Source organism: Gottfriedia luciferensis (genome assembly GCF_001712755.1).
GTDB classification, from domain to species: domain Bacteria; phylum Bacillota; class Bacilli; order Bacillales; family Bacillaceae_G; genus Gottfriedia; species Gottfriedia luciferensis_B.
Window position 1 is genome coordinate 41,980 of the sequence record NZ_MDKC01000035.1, and the last position, 18,598, is coordinate 60,577.

Annotated in this window: 18 protein-coding genes and 1 pseudogene; 4 read left to right on the forward strand and 15 right to left on the reverse strand. The window is 32.2% G+C overall.

Features of this window, described 5'->3' with window-relative positions; all coding sequences use genetic code 11:
• Positions 1–42: 42 nt before the first annotated feature.
• Positions 43–1,356, reverse strand: a complete 1,314-nt coding sequence (locus BED47_RS19625) for a DUF4179 domain-containing protein (RefSeq protein WP_069035038.1) — start codon at positions 1,354–1,356, stop codon at positions 43–45.
• A complete protein-coding gene (locus BED47_RS19630) occupies positions 1,349–1,870 on the reverse strand; it encodes a sigma-70 family RNA polymerase sigma factor (protein ID WP_069035039.1) in 522 nt (173 codons plus the stop codon). The genes BED47_RS19625 and BED47_RS19630 overlap by 8 nt, the downstream gene beginning before the upstream one ends.
• A gap of 404 nt (positions 1,871–2,274) precedes the next feature.
• Here BED47_RS19630 and BED47_RS19635 point away from each other — a divergent pair, with 404 nt between their 5' ends.
• A complete protein-coding gene (locus BED47_RS19635) occupies positions 2,275–2,487 on the forward strand; it encodes a hypothetical protein (protein ID WP_069035040.1) in 213 nt (70 codons plus the stop codon).
• Between the two features lie 456 nt (positions 2,488–2,943).
• Here the strand turns inward: BED47_RS19635 and ftsZ are convergent.
• Positions 2,944–4,008, reverse strand: a pseudogene (gene ftsZ, locus BED47_RS19640) (cell division protein FtsZ); the annotation flags it as partial.
• 497 nt (positions 4,009–4,505) lie between these two features.
• Between ftsZ and BED47_RS19645 the strand changes: the two are divergent.
• Together BED47_RS19645 and BED47_RS19650 are read left to right on the forward strand one after the other, a co-directional pair.
• Positions 4,506–5,084, forward strand: coding sequence for a matrixin family metalloprotease (locus BED47_RS19645; RefSeq protein WP_069035041.1), 579 nt, complete (start codon positions 4,506–4,508; stop codon positions 5,082–5,084).
• Positions 5,085–5,096: 12 nt separating this feature from the next.
• Complete coding sequence (locus BED47_RS19650; protein WP_069035042.1) at positions 5,097–5,867, forward strand: hypothetical protein; 771 nt, start codon at positions 5,097–5,099, stop codon at positions 5,865–5,867.
• Positions 5,868–5,931: 64 nt separating this feature from the next.
• On the opposite strand, the gene BED47_RS19655 is transcribed toward BED47_RS19650, so the two are convergent.
• The 12 genes from BED47_RS19655 to BED47_RS19710 all read right to left on the reverse strand — a co-directional run bounded on the left by BED47_RS19655 (position 5,932) and on the right by BED47_RS19710 (position 16,114).
• Positions 5,932–6,912, reverse strand: a complete 981-nt coding sequence (locus BED47_RS19655) for a cation diffusion facilitator family transporter (RefSeq protein ID WP_069035043.1) — start codon at positions 6,910–6,912, stop codon at positions 5,932–5,934.
• 567 nt (positions 6,913–7,479) lie between these two features.
• Positions 7,480–8,121: an FMN-binding negative transcriptional regulator gene (locus BED47_RS19660; protein ID WP_069035044.1), complete on the reverse strand. Its 642-nt coding sequence runs from the start codon at positions 8,119–8,121 to the stop codon at positions 7,480–7,482.
• A 263-nt stretch (positions 8,122–8,384) separates the two neighbouring features.
• Entirely contained in the window at positions 8,385–8,747 is a 363-nt protein-coding gene (locus tag BED47_RS19665) for a lipoprotein (RefSeq protein WP_069035045.1), read from the reverse strand.
• A gap of 424 nt (positions 8,748–9,171) precedes the next feature.
• Complete coding sequence (locus BED47_RS23825; protein WP_175403529.1) at positions 9,172–9,345, reverse strand: hypothetical protein; 174 nt, start codon at positions 9,343–9,345, stop codon at positions 9,172–9,174.
• A gap of 504 nt (positions 9,346–9,849) precedes the next feature.
• Positions 9,850–11,118, reverse strand: a complete 1,269-nt coding sequence (gene pbp4b, locus BED47_RS19675) for a penicillin binding protein PBP4B (protein WP_254664637.1) — start codon at positions 11,116–11,118, stop codon at positions 9,850–9,852.
• 385 nt (positions 11,119–11,503) lie between these two features.
• A complete protein-coding gene (locus tag BED47_RS19680) occupies positions 11,504–12,895 on the reverse strand; it encodes an L-cystine transporter (protein WP_069035047.1) in 1,392 nt (463 codons plus the stop codon).
• Between the two features lie 141 nt (positions 12,896–13,036).
• The gene (locus BED47_RS19685) at positions 13,037–13,504 is read right to left on the reverse strand and encodes a DUF3291 domain-containing protein (RefSeq protein WP_069035048.1); all 468 of its coding nucleotides are present in this window, start codon (positions 13,502–13,504) and stop codon (positions 13,037–13,039) included.
• A gap of 427 nt (positions 13,505–13,931) precedes the next feature.
• Positions 13,932–14,315 carry a YkvA family protein gene (locus tag BED47_RS19690; protein ID WP_069035049.1) on the reverse strand — a complete coding sequence of 128 codons (384 nt, stop codon included), beginning with the start codon at positions 14,313–14,315 and terminating at the stop codon, positions 13,932–13,934.
• Positions 14,316–14,401: 86 nt separating this feature from the next.
• Positions 14,402–14,740: a DUF3147 family protein gene (locus BED47_RS19695; RefSeq protein WP_069035050.1), complete on the reverse strand. Its 339-nt coding sequence runs from the start codon at positions 14,738–14,740 to the stop codon at positions 14,402–14,404.
• On the reverse strand, positions 14,724–15,149 hold the full coding sequence (locus tag BED47_RS19700) for a MarR family winged helix-turn-helix transcriptional regulator (RefSeq protein ID WP_069035051.1): 426 nt from the start codon (positions 15,147–15,149) through the stop codon (positions 14,724–14,726). The genes BED47_RS19695 and BED47_RS19700 overlap by 17 nt, the downstream gene beginning before the upstream one ends.
• 178 nt (positions 15,150–15,327) lie before the next feature.
• The gene (locus tag BED47_RS19705) at positions 15,328–15,783 is read right to left on the reverse strand and encodes an SRPBCC family protein (RefSeq protein ID WP_069035052.1); all 456 of its coding nucleotides are present in this window, start codon (positions 15,781–15,783) and stop codon (positions 15,328–15,330) included.
• Positions 15,776–16,114: an ArsR/SmtB family transcription factor gene (locus tag BED47_RS19710; protein WP_069035053.1), complete on the reverse strand. Its 339-nt coding sequence runs from the start codon at positions 16,112–16,114 to the stop codon at positions 15,776–15,778. The genes BED47_RS19705 and BED47_RS19710 overlap by 8 nt, the downstream gene beginning before the upstream one ends.
• A gap of 305 nt (positions 16,115–16,419) precedes the next feature.
• On the opposite strand from BED47_RS19710, the gene BED47_RS19715 reads away from it, so the two are divergent.
• Positions 16,420–18,594 (forward strand): PAS domain-containing sensor histidine kinase, encoded by a 2,175-nt coding sequence (locus BED47_RS19715; protein WP_069035054.1) that lies wholly within the window; start codon positions 16,420–16,422, stop codon positions 18,592–18,594.
• Positions 18,595–18,598: the final 4 nt, after the last annotated feature.

An 18,598-nucleotide genomic window follows, 5' to 3' on the forward strand; every position in this document is an offset into this window, starting at 1 on the left:
GATTACGTTTTTGTTTTTCCTTTTCAGTTCCGTTAGATTAACTCATTTAATCCTTACTTTAGCATCCCCCCGAATATATTCAGGATAAAACGCAAGCTTAAGCTTTAATGGATTAACGTAATCTTTAGTAGAAATTGTTATTCCTACTATTTGCTTACCACCATCATGATATTCAGTTGATTCTGCACTAGTTTCAACTTCTTTGCCATTAGCATCAAAAATTGATTCAACCAATGAGTAATGAAATTCTTTTTTTGTATTTAAGGTGAACTTCAAGTCTGATCCTTCTTTTTTTAAGTCAGTTACATAATTTCCTTTTGGCTGTTTAAGAATTTGTTGTTTCTCAGTATCAACTAAAATATAGTCTTCATCCTTATCAACTGCCTGTAGCTTATTAATAACCAAATATAATTCTTTTGGATCTTTAAAGTAATTACTCTGTAAATAGATAATTCGTTCATTATCACTAAGAATATTGGCAGTAGTTCCATTTGTTATTTTAGACCATACTTCACCATTTTGATCAAGAAGTTCAAAATCAGTAAAATCTAATATTTTCTTAGTATTATTTGGATCCATTTTTACTTGTACAGCTACACGAAGAGGATAAACTGTAACTTTTTTAATGGTTATCTTTTGCCCTTCAATCATTACTGTTTTATTTAGTTCGTATATTTGCTTTGTTTTTTCTAGATTTTTTAAAGAGAATGGAATAGAAAATTGCTCTGAAACCTCCTTACTCTTTATCTTTAAATCTAGGTAAAAATCTTTTTGCTCGTTTGTTTTCTGAAAAAGATATTCAATCTTACTAGTATAAGTATTTAACTCGTCTTTTACTGGAAGATCAAATGAAGAAGAATGTTCTGGCAATTCTTCACCATTACTTGGTTTGAGATTCACTTCTTTTAAAGTAAAATTATGTTGTGTCTCTTTTGCATCAATCGTGTAAAAAATTACTATTCCTTGCTCATCAGCAATTACTGAATCAATCGTTACCTTAATTCCGTTTTTCTCTTGAGAAATATTAATTTCTTGAGCATATTTATTTTCTACAGCTGATATTAGACCCTTATCATCACGTATAAGCTTAACGATTTTCTCCATACCTGGAATATTTGTTAAATAATCAGCAAAGGTTGGCGATACACGAATACTTGTAAGAAATCCCAATAGAAGAATAGCAGCTGCAACAATAGACCAAATCTTAGATTTCCGTTTCGGTTTAGTTACCAACTTAGTTACTTTAGCTTTTTGAAGTCCAATTTGTATAGCCTCATCAATTTCATCAATAGGTAATTCGACGTTTTCATATTTTTCTTTCCACTTTTTTAATTCATTTTCTTCTTTTTCAAACACGGCCTTTTTCTCCTTTCTCTTCAAGGATTCCTCTTAATGACCTCAATGCTTTATTCAACCAAGTCTTTACCGTACCTTCTGGGCGATTCCACATAATTGCAATATCTTTAATTTTGACATCGTGAAAATATTTTAAATGTAAAAGCTGTCGCTGTGTATCATCAAGCTGTGACATTGCTTCTTCTATTTCAATATAGTTATAATCTTCGGTCGTACCTAGCTGTGAAATATATTCATCGTCGAAAGTTACTCTATTATTCTTCTTAATATAATCCTGGCAGTAATTAATCATAATCCGAATAAGCCATGTTTTTACATAACTTGGTTCTCTCAATGTTTTTATGTTTTGATAAGCTCTAAAGGTTACTTCTTGAATTGCTTCAATTGCCTCATCTTTATTCTTCAAGTAAGCTAATGCAGTTTTATATAATGATATTTTATGCTCATGCATAATTGACAAAAATGCTTGCTCATCTCCTTTGATAGCCCTTTTCACTAGACTATGATCCTGCAATCTCAATCCCTCCATCTCGATGTTCTATACATTAGACTCCTGAGAGCTAAAAAAGTTTTAATAATTTTTAATTTTTTTGAATCAATTTCATAATCCATCTTTTATTAAGCCTCCATCTACGGAATTTGATTGCTAACTTTTAAAAAATCAAAAATAACATACAAATAATAGTTTTGTAGATTTTTCTTAAATTCCAAAAGGAGTAATATGCTATTAAAAAATTTGAAAAATTAACAATATCGACAATAGATATTGGCTAATTTTACCTTTTTAGATGTTATCATAATTTCGTAATCGTTTACTAAAAAATTAGAGACAGTTTTGAAAAAGACTAATTCTATTTTATCTTCTACGGTATATTTTTTGTCGGTGCAACAACCTATTGGAAGCAGGAGGATAATATTATGAAATTAGCAAAAAAAATATTAATTATAACTTCATACATACTGTTTACCGTATTGATTATAGTTGGTCCAGAGTTTCATAAGTATAAATTGTATGTTCTTTTCTTACAGGTATTATTTTTTTGTACAGGTCCATTATTATTAGTATTGATAGATCGGAAGAGAAAAAGAAGTAAAGTTAAGGCTGAAATCAACAGAATCGAAATGAAATAGTTTTACGTTTGTAGATCTATGGAGTGGAATTAGAATTTAAGCAGCTTTTATAAAGACATAAAAATTTTTAAAAGGAGCCAAAATAAAAAGACATGAGCATCCACACTCATGTCCTTTTCTACATCTATAAATCTATCTATTTCTGTTTTTTCGATTACGTAAGAATGCCGGAATATATGAAGTTGAATCTTCCTTCTCATTGTATCGACCATATTCTTGTTGTTCATTATAGCGTCCGTAATCTTGTTGTTCTTTGTATCTATTATTATCTTGTTGTTCTGTGTAACGATTTTGATCTTGTCGTTCTGTGTAACGGTTATAATCTTGCTGTTCATTAAATCGGCCATAATCATTTTGTTCATTATATCGCCCATAATCTTGTTGCTCATTGTAACGTCCATAATTTTGCTGTTCCGTGTATCGACCTGCGTCTTGTTGATCATTAAAGCGACCGTAATCTTGCTGTTGGTCTACACGATATCTCTGATCTTGTTGGAATCGTTGCTCTCTATTGTATAAGCTAGGTGCTTCTTCTATTGGTCTAGAAGGAGTTCTTACCATTTTCTCTTCTTTATCCGCAAATCCTGTAGCAATTACCGTTACAATAATTTCATCTTTTAAGTTTTCGTCGATTACCGAACCGAAAATCATATTTAATTCTTCGTGAGATGCAGAAGCAACGATATCTGCAGCTTCTTGTACTTCAAACAGACTTAAGTTACGTCCACCTGTAATATTCATAATTACACCATGAGCTCCATTAATAGAAGTTTCAAGTAATGGAGAATTTAATGCCTTCTGAGCAGCGATTGTAGCGCGATCTTTACCTTTTGCAATACCAATTCCCATAAGGGCTGTCCCTTTATGAGACATGACTGTTTTAACATCCGCAAAGTCAAGATTGATTAATCCTGGTACTGCGATTAAGTCGGAAATCCCTTGAACCCCTTGTCGAAGTACATTATCCGCTTCACGGAATGCTTCGAGCATCGGTGTTTTTTTGTCAACTAGCTCCAATAATCGATCGTTTGGAATGATAATTAAAGTATCAACCGCTTCTCTAAGTTCCTTAATTCCACCTTCAGCATTTGTTGCACGCTTTTTACCTTCAAATTTGAAAGGACGAGTTACTACTCCAATTGTTAAAGCACCAAGCTTTCGAGCTATTTTCGCAACTTCAGGTGCTGCACCCGTACCTGTTCCGCCGCCCATTCCAGCTGTAACGAAAACCATGTCTGCACCTTTTAGTACTTCCTCAATTTGAGACTTACTTTCTTCTACTGCTCTTTTTCCAATTTCAGGATTTGCACCTGCTCCTAAACCACGCGTCAACGTAGCACCGATTTGCATTGTAATTTCAGCTTTTGATTGTTTCAGTGCTTGCGCATCCGTATTAAAAGCAATGAATTCAACGCCTTCTACTCCGTCTTCAATCATTCGGTTAACGGCGTTATTACCGCCACCACCAACACCTATAACTTTTATTCTTGCAAACTGTTCTATATTTTCAAATTCAAACATGATCATTCCTCCTCGTCATACCGATTACATAATTTCACGTTTTTCAAAGAACCATTCATTATCATTCTAAGATTTATCTTTTTATGTACGTTTTAGTAGATTAGAATTATCCAATTCACTTTAAGACATAGAATTGTCCTAATTCCCCTAACACTACTATACAAGAAAACTACCTGTTATCTATTTGATAATTTTCCCTTAATATACCTTTAACTAAAACATGTATTTTAACATCTTAATGTAATATCTCTATTAACTTCGTAACAAACTTTCATTAAAAAGTTTGTACAATTAATATAATTCTTTCCTTATTGATTGAATCCTTTAAGAAACTATTGATTTATGAGAAAACACAACTACACTTTATACTTTGTTAAAATATTCACAAACAATACATTTATTCGCACTATGTTATAAGTATAATTTGGTAATATATACATGTATAAGAAATTATTTCCACAACTATTTTAAAAATAAATTTATAAAGGAGAGAGAGTATGAAAAAATTATTTACAAGTTTAATTATTTTAGTTTGTATATTAACAACTTTTTCTATCCCGCTCAAAACGTCTTATGCCTATAATACTTATGGCCACAAACTAGTTAATGGAGTAGGTCATTATGGACAAAACAGACAATATTATTTTCTAGATAGTTCATTAGGTACAGAAAAGCAAAAATTTAAAGATGCTATGAATAAATGGATTTATGGAACAATTACTACACCTATTTCTTTTAGAGAAACAACTACTAAATCATCTTCTGTATTAGATGTATTTAAATTTACTACAAAGGATGATGGAACGGCTGGAATAACATATTTTATGTATGGAAAAAAACACGTTGACGCTTCTAAAACTGATTGGTACTGGGCATATATAGATTTACAAACCGGAACTTATAATAAATTAACGGATTGGCAAAAAAGACTTGTTCATGCCCATGAAATAGGACATGCGTTTGGCTTAAATCACACAAAGGTTTATGGAAATTTAATGCATCCAAATGGGAACCAGTCATCTACCAATATCCCATTAGATGATCAATTTAAAGGTATCAATTTCATTTATAAATAAGGAGGAATTGAATTGAAAAAAAATAGTATTATATTTAGTGTTTTAGTTACTATAGCCTTTAGTTCGTTAATTTACTATTATATTAATAATGAAAAACCAAATAAACAAAACAATACGGCAAATATAATGGAAGAAAATAAAGACTTAATAAAAAGTTCAGATGATAACAAGTCTAATCCTTCAAATTATCCATTAAATAACCAATCAAATAAAATAGAAACCGTAATTGCTAGTGCATCTCTTTTTGGTAACTTTGATCGAGTCGAGGACTTAATGAAAGATTCCGATTTAGTCGTAAAGGGTACTGTAAAATCAGTAGAACCGTATGTCGTAAAAAATAATGCTGGAATTGGTAGACCGTATACTAAATTAACTTTTAAAATCAAACATGTTCTATCAGGAGACAAAAATTTAAAAGGAAAAACAATTTCGATATTAGAATATGGAGGAATAATTTCAAAAAAAGACTTTGGTCTAGATAAAAAGTTCAAAGATTTATCAAATTCAGAGCTACAGGAAAAACTTGAAGTATCGTTAGAAGGTATTCCCAATTCTAAAGCTGGTCAAAATATGGTCGCTTTTTTAGTGGATGATAAAGATGCCATAAATACAGAGTCTAAGTTATATGGGATCAGAGGAGCATACAAGGGCAGATTTACCCAAGACACTAAGACGAAGAAATATAAACGTGGTATACCTAAAAATGTAACTACAGAAGAAGAAGGTACGGAATTGAAAATTAATGATGCTGTTACGGAACTAAATAATCAACTAGAAAGCTAAATAATAATGTTTCATATTAGGAAAAAGGACTTGAAATATAACCAAGTCCTTCTCACTTAAAAGTTTATTTTTCAATTAATTCTGTTTTATTATCATCAGTCCAATTCTGAACACCGTCATCTTCGTCCAATTCGATAATTACGTCCGTTACACCTTTTTCTTTCATGATTTTTTCTTCTAAACGATCTTTTATGTCATCAGCTTGAGCTATAGTTAAATTAGGATCTAATTCAATTTCTATTTCAACATGTAAATCTTCACCCTCTTTGACAACCGTAAGAGCTTGAATATCTTTGACATCTGGATCTTCCATTATGATTTCACCAATCTTGTCTTCCATTTCTTCATCAGATTCACCAATTACACCTGCAGCATTATCAAGAAAAACTTTTCCAACAACAAGGAACATCAAAATACCGATGATGACAGAAGCAACACCTTCCGCTTGATGAAATGGTGTAAAGTAAGCAATGATTACAGCAATCATCGCTAATAATCCACCTAAAGTTGCTACTGTATCTTCTAAGAAAACTAATTTTGTAGCTGGTTTTGCTTTTCCTAAATTAGAAATTGCCTCTGTAACTACGCCAAAACCACTTGTTGTTATTCCTAATTCATGACTAATTTCTTTCATTGCTTTGTAAAGTACAAATGCTTCAAGCACAACCGAAGCACCTAAAATAGTAAGGGTAATAGCCAGTCCTGAAGAGTGGGTTGGATGTACAATATGATGAATTCCTTCGACAATCGTTTCAAACGCCATAATTCCTACAATTAATACTGCTCCAAGTAAAACTAAATTAACTAGTCGACCAAATCCGTTTGGGAACCGATCTGTTGGTGCTTTTTTACTTAAAGCTGAACCGCTAAAAACAAAAAGTTGGTTCGCAGTATCGGCAGCACTATGCATCATCTCAGCAAAAAGTGCAACACTTCCTGTCATGCTAAACCCTATTCCTTTTATTATCGCTATTACAGCGTTAACAATAGCTGCTAATAATGCAGATTTATTACCTTTTTTTAAAAGCTGTAAAAATTCTTTCATTCTATACTCCTCTTCACTAGTATTTTTATATTATGTATTTTTATATTTTTTATTAGCTAACTCAGGGAAAGTTCATTAAATTCGAACTAACAACAGTTTATTTTTTACTTATTTGGAAAGATATGTAATTTAATATTACCATAGGTTTTCGTTATTCTTTTGTATCTTCAACAAAAATATTTCTGTTCGGCTAAAATATTTGACGAGTTGAATAGAAACTCATTTTCTTTAACAAACGAAGGTTCCTCTATAGACGAAAAAACAAATAGAAATCCAATAGATAAATCACGATAATTGCCAATGTTATTCCTATTAAGAAAAAAAATATCTTTTTTAAAAGCTTTTTTTTAGTAAAAATTGAAACCCATAAACAAAATAATGCTAATAATAAAATTGGTACCGTTAGTAGCATAATCAACAACTATCTTCACATCCTTTAACTGAGATTCCTATGTCATACTTAAATTTTTTTGAGGTTCAAAAAAAGCTATCTAAAAAGACAGCTTTTAATAATTTATATGCAGTTAATGAAATGTATTAGTTCCATTTCAATTTTTAAAACCATTTTTACTTTTTACTTTCCTTAAAAGATACATGTTCTAATCTCTTTTCCATTAGTTCAGCAATTTGTTTTGACTGTGGATCTTTTTCTTTTTGTAAATTATCAATGATATGATTATAATCCTTTTCGCTTCGGTTCTGGCTCAATTTATATGAAGCCTGAATTTCATTCACCTTAATCTTAAATCCAACAATACCTTTAAGTTCACTTTCTAAAAGGTCTGGAGAAAGTTTATCCAAGAGTACTGGGTTTTCACGATTTTTCTCATATTTTTCTAGCATGATTGTTAGTTCATCTACTAATTCATCTCTTTCTAAAATGCTTGCTTTTCCGTAAACATGCACGGCTTGATAATTCCAAGTTGGAACTTCCTCAACTTCATACCAAGAAGACGAAATATAAGCGTGAGGTCCTTGAAACATAACAAGCACTTCTTCACTATTCTCAAATGTTCTCCATTGTGGATTTCCATATGCAATATGTCCAGTAATATAATAATCTTCACCTTTTTTAGTTATACCTAAAGGTAAATGAGTAGCAATTGGTCTACTCTGTTTTGTTGTGATAATCGTACCAAATGAGTTTTTTTGAACGAAATCCCAAATTTCTTTAGGATTTGTGACTTTATAATATTTTGGAATATACATAATCCAGAATCTCCCCTTGTTTTTTGTTGCAAATGCAATAAAAATATCACTCATTAAATCTAACTCAATTTCGTTGCATTTGCAACAAAATTCCCAAAAGTTCTAATACTTAATTTCTTAAAATTGAAGCTCAGTTAAATAAATGTTTATTTTTAAACTAAAAAAAGTTGTCTAATTAGGCAACTTTTAGAACCCTTATCAAGAATTAATTACAACCACTACCCACTTAACAGAATGAACTTTATCTGCCTTTTCATTTACACTTATTCGTCAACTCGGTTATATGTTTGTTCTAATAATGTTATGGTTTTATCTGTCACCTTTACCGTTAAAATGTTTGATGTCCCTTTTATTTTCAGCTTCACTTGTTTGTCGGTCGACGAGACGATTTTGTAATGTCGTTCCAACGTTTGGTTAAAAGAAGCCATTTTCGTAGTGTACCTCATAAGAACCCCATGCTTTGTTTTTTTGTCTTCTTTAAATTCAATCTGATAATCAACATCTTCATTCGATTTCGTTGTTTTTGTGTGGTAAGACCATTTTCCGAACAGTTTGTCTTCTGCAGCATGATGATTACATGCACTAAGAAAGATAACGAACAAAAAAGGTAGAACGATTTTTTTCACGATAGACCTCCAATAAATAGATTTATGATTTTCTGACGAAGCCTGTTTCCGATTTATACTATAGCCCCGACTACTCTTTTCTACTTAGTGTATATTGATCCATTGCACACTCACCCAATGTTCAACTTTTTATAACACTATGATTTATCTTTTTCGTAACTCTTTTACAATTTGACTTAAATAATAAACTATCATAATCATGCAAATTGATACTACTAAATCCATACCTCTATATCCATCAAATCAGTCTATACCATATTTATTTGTAAATTCATTTTTATTTTATCATTTAACCAAAAAGTATTAATCAATCAAAAGACTCATGGAAATTTAACTAAACTGACATTTTGTTCAATAAAAAACGGGCCACTTTTGTGACCCGTTATCTTCAAGTATCTCACTGCCTTATTCGCATGACATTATTTTATAATAAGTAAAATAATAGCTCTTCAAATGATATTCTACTTTCACTTAGGCCTTCTTCATCTTCCGACCCAATCATTTTTATTTCTTTTTCATTTAATACGATGTCTTTAGTCGGATTTTCAATTTTACGTTTGAAAATGGATTTTAATAGGACTATTTGAATCTCAGACATTTCATATTCTTCTTCCCACTCATTTATAGCATTTTCCACATTATCTATTTTTCTTTCTATAAGAAAACCACCATTTTCAATAAAATCCTCATAAGTATCATGCGAGTATACTCCATCAAGATTTCCCCTAAATGCAGTTGTTATAACTGGAACTGTCTTTTCTTCAATCTCATCTAATAAATATAGCGGGGAATTCCGCCTATTTATCTACAAAAGTTAAATTTTTCTTATGTATCTAACCCACCATTCACTATGCTTTTTAGTTAGCTCTTTTTTTTAACGATTGAGCTTAGCTTTCTTTAGATATGTGTCATTTATCTATATATGAAGAAACTGATTTTCATAGAAGTTGAATAAGAAAATCAACAATCTACTTTAGCAGAGCATAAATTGAAATAATTTTTGACAAAAAAAAGAGAAAATCAATCAAGATAGACGATTTTTCTCTTTTCTAGGTAAGTATAAAAATTAATAATTGTAATGCATTCTATTCGATACTAAACCTTATTTTATCAATGATTCATACACAGCAGTCGCCACGGCTTTATATTGTCCTGTAGCAAAGTCATCCCCTACAAATTTGTTCGGATTTATTAGTGGATCAATTACAGGTGAATGTTTTTTATTTGTCAATAAGACAATCCCTAAATTATTATCCGGATCTATAATCGTCAGAGTGCCTACCCAGCCGGTATGTCCAATCGCATTTGGACTTGCATACAATCCAAACGTAGACGACATACTTGGAGAGCCATTTCTTCTCCACCCTAAGCCATAGGTTGGATTTAAATCGGAAGGTGCTGAAAATTGATCAATCGTCTTTTGATCAAATAATTTTACTTTGCCATATCCACCTCCATTTAACATTACTTGCAATAGAACCGCTAAATCGCTTGTCGTAGAGAACAGCCCCGCATGACCAGAAACGCCACCCATAGAGTAGTTGGCCTTCTCATCATGCACTTCTCCCTGTATTGTGTATGTACGAATGTTTGGAAAAGAAATGATACCGTCACGTGAATTCCCCATTAACTCGGTTGCCGCGAAATCTTTCGGTTTGAATCCTTTTTGCAAAGGGTTAAACATAGTGTGTTTTAAACCTAATGGCTTATAAATCGTATTTTCTACATAGTCGTCTAGTCTTTGGCCAGTTATTTTCTCAATGATAAATCCGAGGATCATATAATCGACGTCACTATAAATGTTTTTCGTACCAGGTACGTATTCTAACGGTGTTTCAGCGATTTTTTCAAATGTTTCATTACGGTCTTGTGTATACAAGGAACCTGCTACAGTAGGATTGTGGTATTGCGGATCAGCTGGAAAACCAGCAGTGTGGTGTAAAATATCGATTAAGCGTAGGGTATCCTTCCCTTTAATTATATCAGTTGATTTGTCTTTAAAATTTGGAAAGTATGATTGTACAGTTGAATTCAAGTCTATTTTTCCGGTACTAACAAGATGTTGCAAAGCGAAGTTAACTGCATACATTTTAGTGTTTGATGCCAAATCAAACATTGTATTCGTCTTCATTTTCTGAGGATGTTTCAGTGGTGATAGCCCATCGTATTTTTTCGAGTACCCATAAGCAGTGTTTTTTACAATTTTTCCATCTTTAATAATCATTAGAACTGCACCCGGAAAACCATTGTTTACATCCTGCTGGATTATTTCATCTACTTGTTTTAATTTCTCAGATGAAAATCCAACCTCCTCAGGACGTTTTACTTTGCTCAACACAGGAAAGCTATCACTATGTTTGATTTGTTTCATTCCATTCACCTCTGCCTGGATTGAGGTTTTCTCTACATTTGTTTGAGCATAGCTGACAGAACCTGTTGTAGTAACCAAAGCAAGCGATAGTGTTGACGTTACAATACTACGAGTCAATCGAGCCAATTTAAATCTCCTCCCTTTAAAATAAAATAGCCAAACGATCATAGGCCAAATCGTTGGAATATTCGTTTCATTTTTGAAAATAAAATTCAAAATTACATTTCATATAATTGAAAGAAAATTCAAACTATTTTTAGTATAAAGGCGAGATTCGTAGTTTGTAAAGTTTGATTATTCTTCTACCAAGGGAAAGGATTGTAAATTTCTATCTTTATAATATAAAAAACGGATAGCCAATATAGGCTATCCATTTAAACTAAATTTATGCTTCAACAACATCTACAACATTAGCTTGCTGATAAACTTCTTTTTCGAATTCTCCTGTAGCTTTACTTGTTAGAATACCTGATGTCATTGCGCCACTAACGTTTAGAGCTGTACGGCCCATGTCAATTAGAGGTTCAACTGAGATTAGTAACCCAACGATTGCGATTGGAAGATTCATAACTGATAGTACGATAAGAGCTGCAAAAGTTGCTCCTCCACCGACACCGGCTACACCGAATGAACTGATTGCTACGATTAAAATTAGAGAGATAATAAATGATGCACTTGTTGGATCAACACCAGCTGATGGAGCTACCATTACAGCTAACATTGCAGGGTAGATACCAGCACATCCATTTTGGCCGATTGAAAGTCCAAACGAACCAGCGAAGTTTGCAATTCCTTCTGAAACACCAAAATCTTTTGTTTGTGTTTTGATTGTCATTGGTAATGTTCCAGCACTTGTACGTGATGTAAATGCAAACGATAAAGTTGGTAAGGCTTTTTTCACATATCTTACTGGACTTAGTTTTGCAAATGATAATAATAATAAATGCACAATAAACATTAAGATTAAAGCCACATAAGACGCTATTACAAACTTACCTAATTTTACGATTGCATCATAATCACTTGTTGCTGCTACTTTTGTAATGATTGCTAAGATTCCATAAGGTGTTAAACGAAGAATTAACGATACGACTCTCATCGTTATTGTATAAAGTGTATCAATTATTTTACCAAAAAACTCTGCAGTTTCAGGCTCTTTACGTTTTACCCCTAGGTATGCAATTCCCACAATCGCTGCAAAAATGACAACTGCAATTGTAGATGTTGCACGTGCACCAGTTAAATCTAAAAATGGATTACTTGGAATTAATTCAAGGATTTGTTTTGGAATTGTCATCGCTTCTACAGTTGGTACACGGCCTTGTAATTCTGTAATTCTAGCAGTCTCTGCAGCTCCTGCTGATATTTTAAATCCATCAAGGCCAAAACCTAAAGCGGATCCAATTCCGATAGCTGCTGAAATAGCTGTTGTACCAAGTAGAATCCCAATAACAAGGACACTAATTTTACCGATATTTTTAGTTAACTTTAATTTTGTAAACGCTCCGACAATCGAAACGAATACTAGCGGCATAACAATCATTTGTAATAGTTTTACATAACCGCTACCAACAATGCTAAACCAGTCGATTGTTCCGACTGTAACGTCATGTTCAGTTCCATAGATTAGATGAATAATATAACCAAAAATAAGACCTAAACCTAAACCCGCGAATACACGCTTTGAAAAAGATACATGCTTCTTTTGCATAAAATACAAGCCATACATAAGTACTAATAAGATTACAACATTTACACAGATAAGAAATGTATTCATTTTTCTCCCCCTTTTCTTTTAATAATCTAATTTACGAAAATATTAATACAAGTATTCCTATAAATCAAGTAGGAATTATTAATTATTTGTAAAATTCCTACTTTTTTATCATTTAGGCACAATTTATCTAGAAATCTATTACTACTTAATTAATAACGCTTCACCATATTGATCAAATGCATGTTTAAAATCAAAAGCAGTAGGAGTTGGTCCATTTTGAATGTAATAGTCATATCTTTTAAAGGCCTCTTCCCATGAAACATCGCTTTGCTTCTCTGTCCACCATATAACATATGAAAGGTGCTGTTCTTTATAAGATTCCATCCATTTGCTTCGATCTTTTAATGCTTGCTTATGGTGCCCTGAGTACGTAAAACGATATAAGGATTCTAGATTCTTCCATATTGTTAGTGTAAGTATAGGATAACCATCCCCCTTACTAGCTTCTTCAGGGAGAGAGATTCCATCAGATGAAAACGCGTCAATCATGTGTCCAGATTTTGTAGCCTGACGAAAGACATCATTTCCTACAGAAAAAAATTGTCGAGATGCAGTGTGGTCATATGGGTGTTTTAGCCTACCAACTGTATAGATTGCAACAAAAGCCATAAATAGTCCTCCATAGACAGGTTTTATTAAATTTATATTCCAGTAAGCTTTTATTTCATAACTAATTCTTTTTTTCAATATTTTTATATTTTGTAGAGAATTGGATAAAGTCGGACACTTTGTGGATGGTATGGATATTAAATTTGGGTTAAAGGAAAAGCTGGGATATTTAACTCTGGTTTTGTGATGCCTTTTTGAGATCATACGTGGTTAAAATAAAATGAGTCCAATTCATAAAAAAACACAAGGAATAATTACCTTGTGGATTTCTTTCTTTTATATCGATCTAATCCTCCCCAGGAGTGTACATTAATCATGGAAGTACATTTTCGATAAGAATAAGATTTTTAAAGATTTTCATAAAAAAATTAAAACGACTACCCTCAAAATAGGACAGCCGTTTTTTCATTCAGTCTGAAAATATTAATTAATTAATTAATTGATAAACCTTGTAAATTACCCAAATAAAAATCACTAACCAAATCATTAAAATGAATGATCCGACTATCCAATTTTTAGGTTTACCTTTTTTCATCATTTCTTCTGCTTTCATTTCACAGTCGACTATTACATTATCTGGTATCAGCTTTAAAGAGATATAAATACCTATAGGAATGAGAATTACATCATCTAAATAGCCTAAAACTGGAATAAAATCAGGTATTAAATCAATCGGACTAAAAGCATATGCTACTACACAAACGATAAATAATTTTGCATACCAAGGAACCCGTTCATCCTTGCAAGCAAAATAAAGTGTAAAGATTTGTCGTTTTAAATTCTTCGCCCAAATTTTTAGTTTTTTTAACATTTTATCTCCTAATTAGCGTTTATTTAACTCATTATATCAAAACTTATTTTTCAAAATTGTAAAAAAGTCGCAAAAAACTTTTTTATTTAAAACAAATGTTTTACTACTAAATCTTGGGCAAAAATATAAACAAGCCACCCTATAATGCCAAGTCCGATTGAAGTAACTAAGTGTATTGAATGCTGAAGCGCTACTCCTATAATCAACAACATAATCACCGTACCCGGAATACCAAGTACAACTCCATATGCAAATTTACTTAATGTTTGTACTTGTTCGCCCTGAACATTTAGCCAAATTAGACTTAAAAGACTAACGATAGGTAATGCCGCAATCAAACCACCTTGTGTGGGAAATCGGCGTGCTACTTCAGTAATCACTCCGATAATAATTGCTGAAGTAAATATTTTAATAATCGCGTACATTTTGAGCCCTCTCTTTCATTAAATTAAAGGCTTTCATAATCGTTTCTCTTTCTTCTTCTGTCATCTGTTTAAAAAGAAGCTGTTGAAGCTTTTCCTCATTTAAACTGGAGTTTTGTAACAATACTTCTTTCCCTAAATCAGTAAGCATTAGGATTACTTTTCGTTGATCAATCTCACCACGAGTTTTATAAACATATTGTTTTTCTAGTAATCGCTTAACATGTTCTGAGGCTGTATTGTGAGAGACTTTAATTCCTTCAGAAATATCCTTTATCCCTACTTCAGCTTCTTTATCGATAATTTGTAAAATCCGAACACTTTGGTGCGTAATATTTTCTTTATGCTTATAACGTAAAAGATAGTAAATATCAGTCCATAATTGGTTCAGTTGTTTTATTTCTTTATCCATTTCGAATCTCCTTATATCGTATAATACGATTAGTTCTTATAGACAGATTATATCTTATAATACGATATATGTGAAATAGAAAGTTAGGAGATTTATTACAATAAAAAAAGGGACGTCCCTCTGCCAGTTAACATGACATATGGGGAGTCCCTTTCAAAAACCATTTAAACTACCTTTCTTAAATCGAAATTGGTGGCAATGTAGTTCCTGTTTCAAGCAAGCTTTTTAAGTTACTCAAAATTGCTGGCCAGCCGTTATTTAATCCTTCAAACGTGTCATCACGATCTACTAAATCAGTAGGCTCTAGATTTTCATGTTTCAGCGTTAATCTAACTGTCGACTCTAATTCTTTCAACACAAATGTAACGATAGATGGTTCTTTACGATTCGTGGGATCGTTTGTGTGATTCCAAGTATAAGAGAGTAAGCGATTTGGTTCACATTTTAAAATTGTTCCGTAGTCTGTAACCTCGCCATTTCGTAAATAAGAAACAGTTGATCCTACTTGCCAATCAGATTCAATCGCAGTTCCAAAAAAGTATTTTTCAGTAAATTGAGTGCTTGTTAAAGCTTCCCATAGCTTTTCGGGTGTAGTAGCGATGTATGTAACATAAACAAATTGTGGTTTATTCATTGTTAGAATCCTCCTCAAGTTTTTTTAATTCACTTAATGCATCTAAGCGATTATGTTCGTACTTATTCATCCATCGCTTTGATATTTCGTTAATCGGTACTGGATTAAGATAGTGAAGCTTATTTCGACCATGCCATTCTATTACAACAAGATTTGCTTCTTCTAATATTACCAGGTGTTTAGTTACTGCTTGTCTACTCATTTCAAGAATTTGACACATTTCACTTAATGTTTGTCCGTTATTTATAAATAATTCATCAAGCAATTTTCTACGACTTGAATCGGCAAGTGCTTTAAAAACCTTATCTATTTCATTCGACCTCCCTAATATTTATATATTAAGCAACTAATAAGTTGCATGTCAAGTTCATTAGTTCATTTTTCGTATAATCAGAAATGAAGCAATCCTTGTTATTGCTCTTTTAATTTTTATACCATAAGCTAACCTATTAAATAGCTAATTAACGTAATCAATGTTTCCTATCTTCCAAAAGTTAAATGAAGATGTAATTAGCAGGATTTTCATATATTCGACAAGAATAGTTATTTGAGAATGAATAGGAATAAATAATTACTAATGAGTAGACGATTACTGAAAATAATAAATATAAATATAAATGGACAGCGAGGTAGCAGATGAGTAACACAGTAGGAAACGCTAATGAGATTTTAGAGAGAATTACCGATGGATTCTTTGCGTTAGATGTAAATTGGAATTTTACTTATGTAAACTCAGCAGCTGCCCGTCTACTTTTTCGTAAACGGGATAACTTAGTTGGTAAAAATATATGGAGTGAATTTCCTGAAGCAATAGAGTTAGCGTTTTATAGGCATTATCATAAGGCGATACTTGAACAAAAACCAGATAATTTTGAAGCATATTTTCCCCCACTCAATATGTGGTTTGAAGTGAGAGCGTATCCTTCATTAAGCGGATTAAGTGTATATTTCCAAGATATCTCAGATAGGAAGCAATCACAAACACAAAAAGATGAACATTACAAATCCCTTTTTGAACAAAATCCAGATGCAGTCTATTCTTTTGATTTAAATGGAAATTATCTTAGTGTAAATCCAGTTATGGAAAGAATGTTAGGATATAGTGAATCGGAGTTATTGCAGATGTCATTTGTACCTCTGGTAAGTAAAATAGACTTGGATAGGGCAATGGAACATTATAAAAGAGCTACGGAAGGCATTACCCAAAGATACGAAGTAAAAGCATTGCATAAAAATGGCACTGTTGTCTATTTAAACGTTACAAATATGCCGATTATAGAAAACGGTAAGATAGTTGGAGTTTATGGAATTGCAAAAGATATCACGGATCGTCAATCGGAGCAGGATGAACTACGCAAAACGAAAGAAAGACTAGAATCTTTTGTTCACAACAATGCAGATGCAATATGGGTTATTGATTTAGAAAATCGAGTGCTAGAGATTAATTGTTCATTTGAAACAATGTTTGGTTATTCAGCAAAAAGCATTATAGGGAAGAATTTACCGATTGTTCCCGATTTTCTAAATAACTTTATTCAAGAAGTACATAGTAAAGTAAGGACTGGTGTATCTGTTGTTGGACTAGAAACTATTAGAAAATGTAAGGATGGTAGTCTGATTCATGTTAGTGCAACTCTCTCTCCTATTGTTGATTTGAAAGGAAATGTGATAGGAATCACAGGAATTTGCCGTGATATCACTTCAAGAAAAAAAGCAGAGGAAACCCTCAAAATTAAATCGAAACAACTTGAATCATTTATTGAAAACAATGTAGATGGCATATTAATTTTTAATCAGAATGGTAAAGTAGTCCATTCTAATAAAGCATTTGACAAAATGTTTGGTTGGACAAGAGAAGAGATCCAGGGTGCCCATTTGTATGATTTAGGGTTTATTCCCGACGAAATTATGGCAGAAGTCAAACGATTTGAAGGTAAAGTTAAGCAAGGAATGTTTATTTTCGGAGAAGAAACAATCCGTGTTCGAAAGGATGGGGTAAAGGTAGATGTTATATTATCTGCAGCGCCCATTCACGATGCACAAGGGAATTTGGATGGTTGGTCAGTAACTTTAAGGGATATTACAGAGTGGAAGATGTCTCAAATATTGTTACAAAACACCGAAAAACTTTCTGTTGCTGGTCAATTAGCTGCAGGAATTGCCCATGAAATCCGAAACCCTATCACGGCTATAAAAGGATTCATTTATTTGATGAAGAATGGATTTGGAGATAAAGAAGAATATTTTAAAATTATGTCGTCAGAATGTGAACGAATCGAAGGAATTCTTAGCGAACTACTTATTCTAGCAAAGCCACAAATTAATAAATTGGAACATTCGGATATTCAATTGTTATTAACCCAAATTGTCGATTTATTAAAAACGGAAGCAATTATGAATAATGTTGAAATTATCACTGGGTTTCTAACTGAAGATATTCATATTAATTGTGATGAAAATCAAATGAAACAGGTGTTTATCAACTTTATTAAAAATGCAATTGAAGCTATGAACAAAGGTGGAAAATTAACTATTCAAACCCAAACAAGGGATGAAGAAAAATTGATGATCCAATTTATTGATGAAGGAGGCGGGATGTCCGAAGAAACGATTAATAAGTTAGGACAACCATTCTATACTACGAAAGAAACAGGAACGGGCTTAGGTTTTATGATTAGTAAAAAAATCATTGATAATCATTTTGGCGAAATCCATATTAAGAGTGAGGTCAACAAAGGTACAACTATAGAAGTTATTCTACCGTTGATTAATGAAACGGCTAATTATTTAACGGAGGATTCTATCAATTGATAGA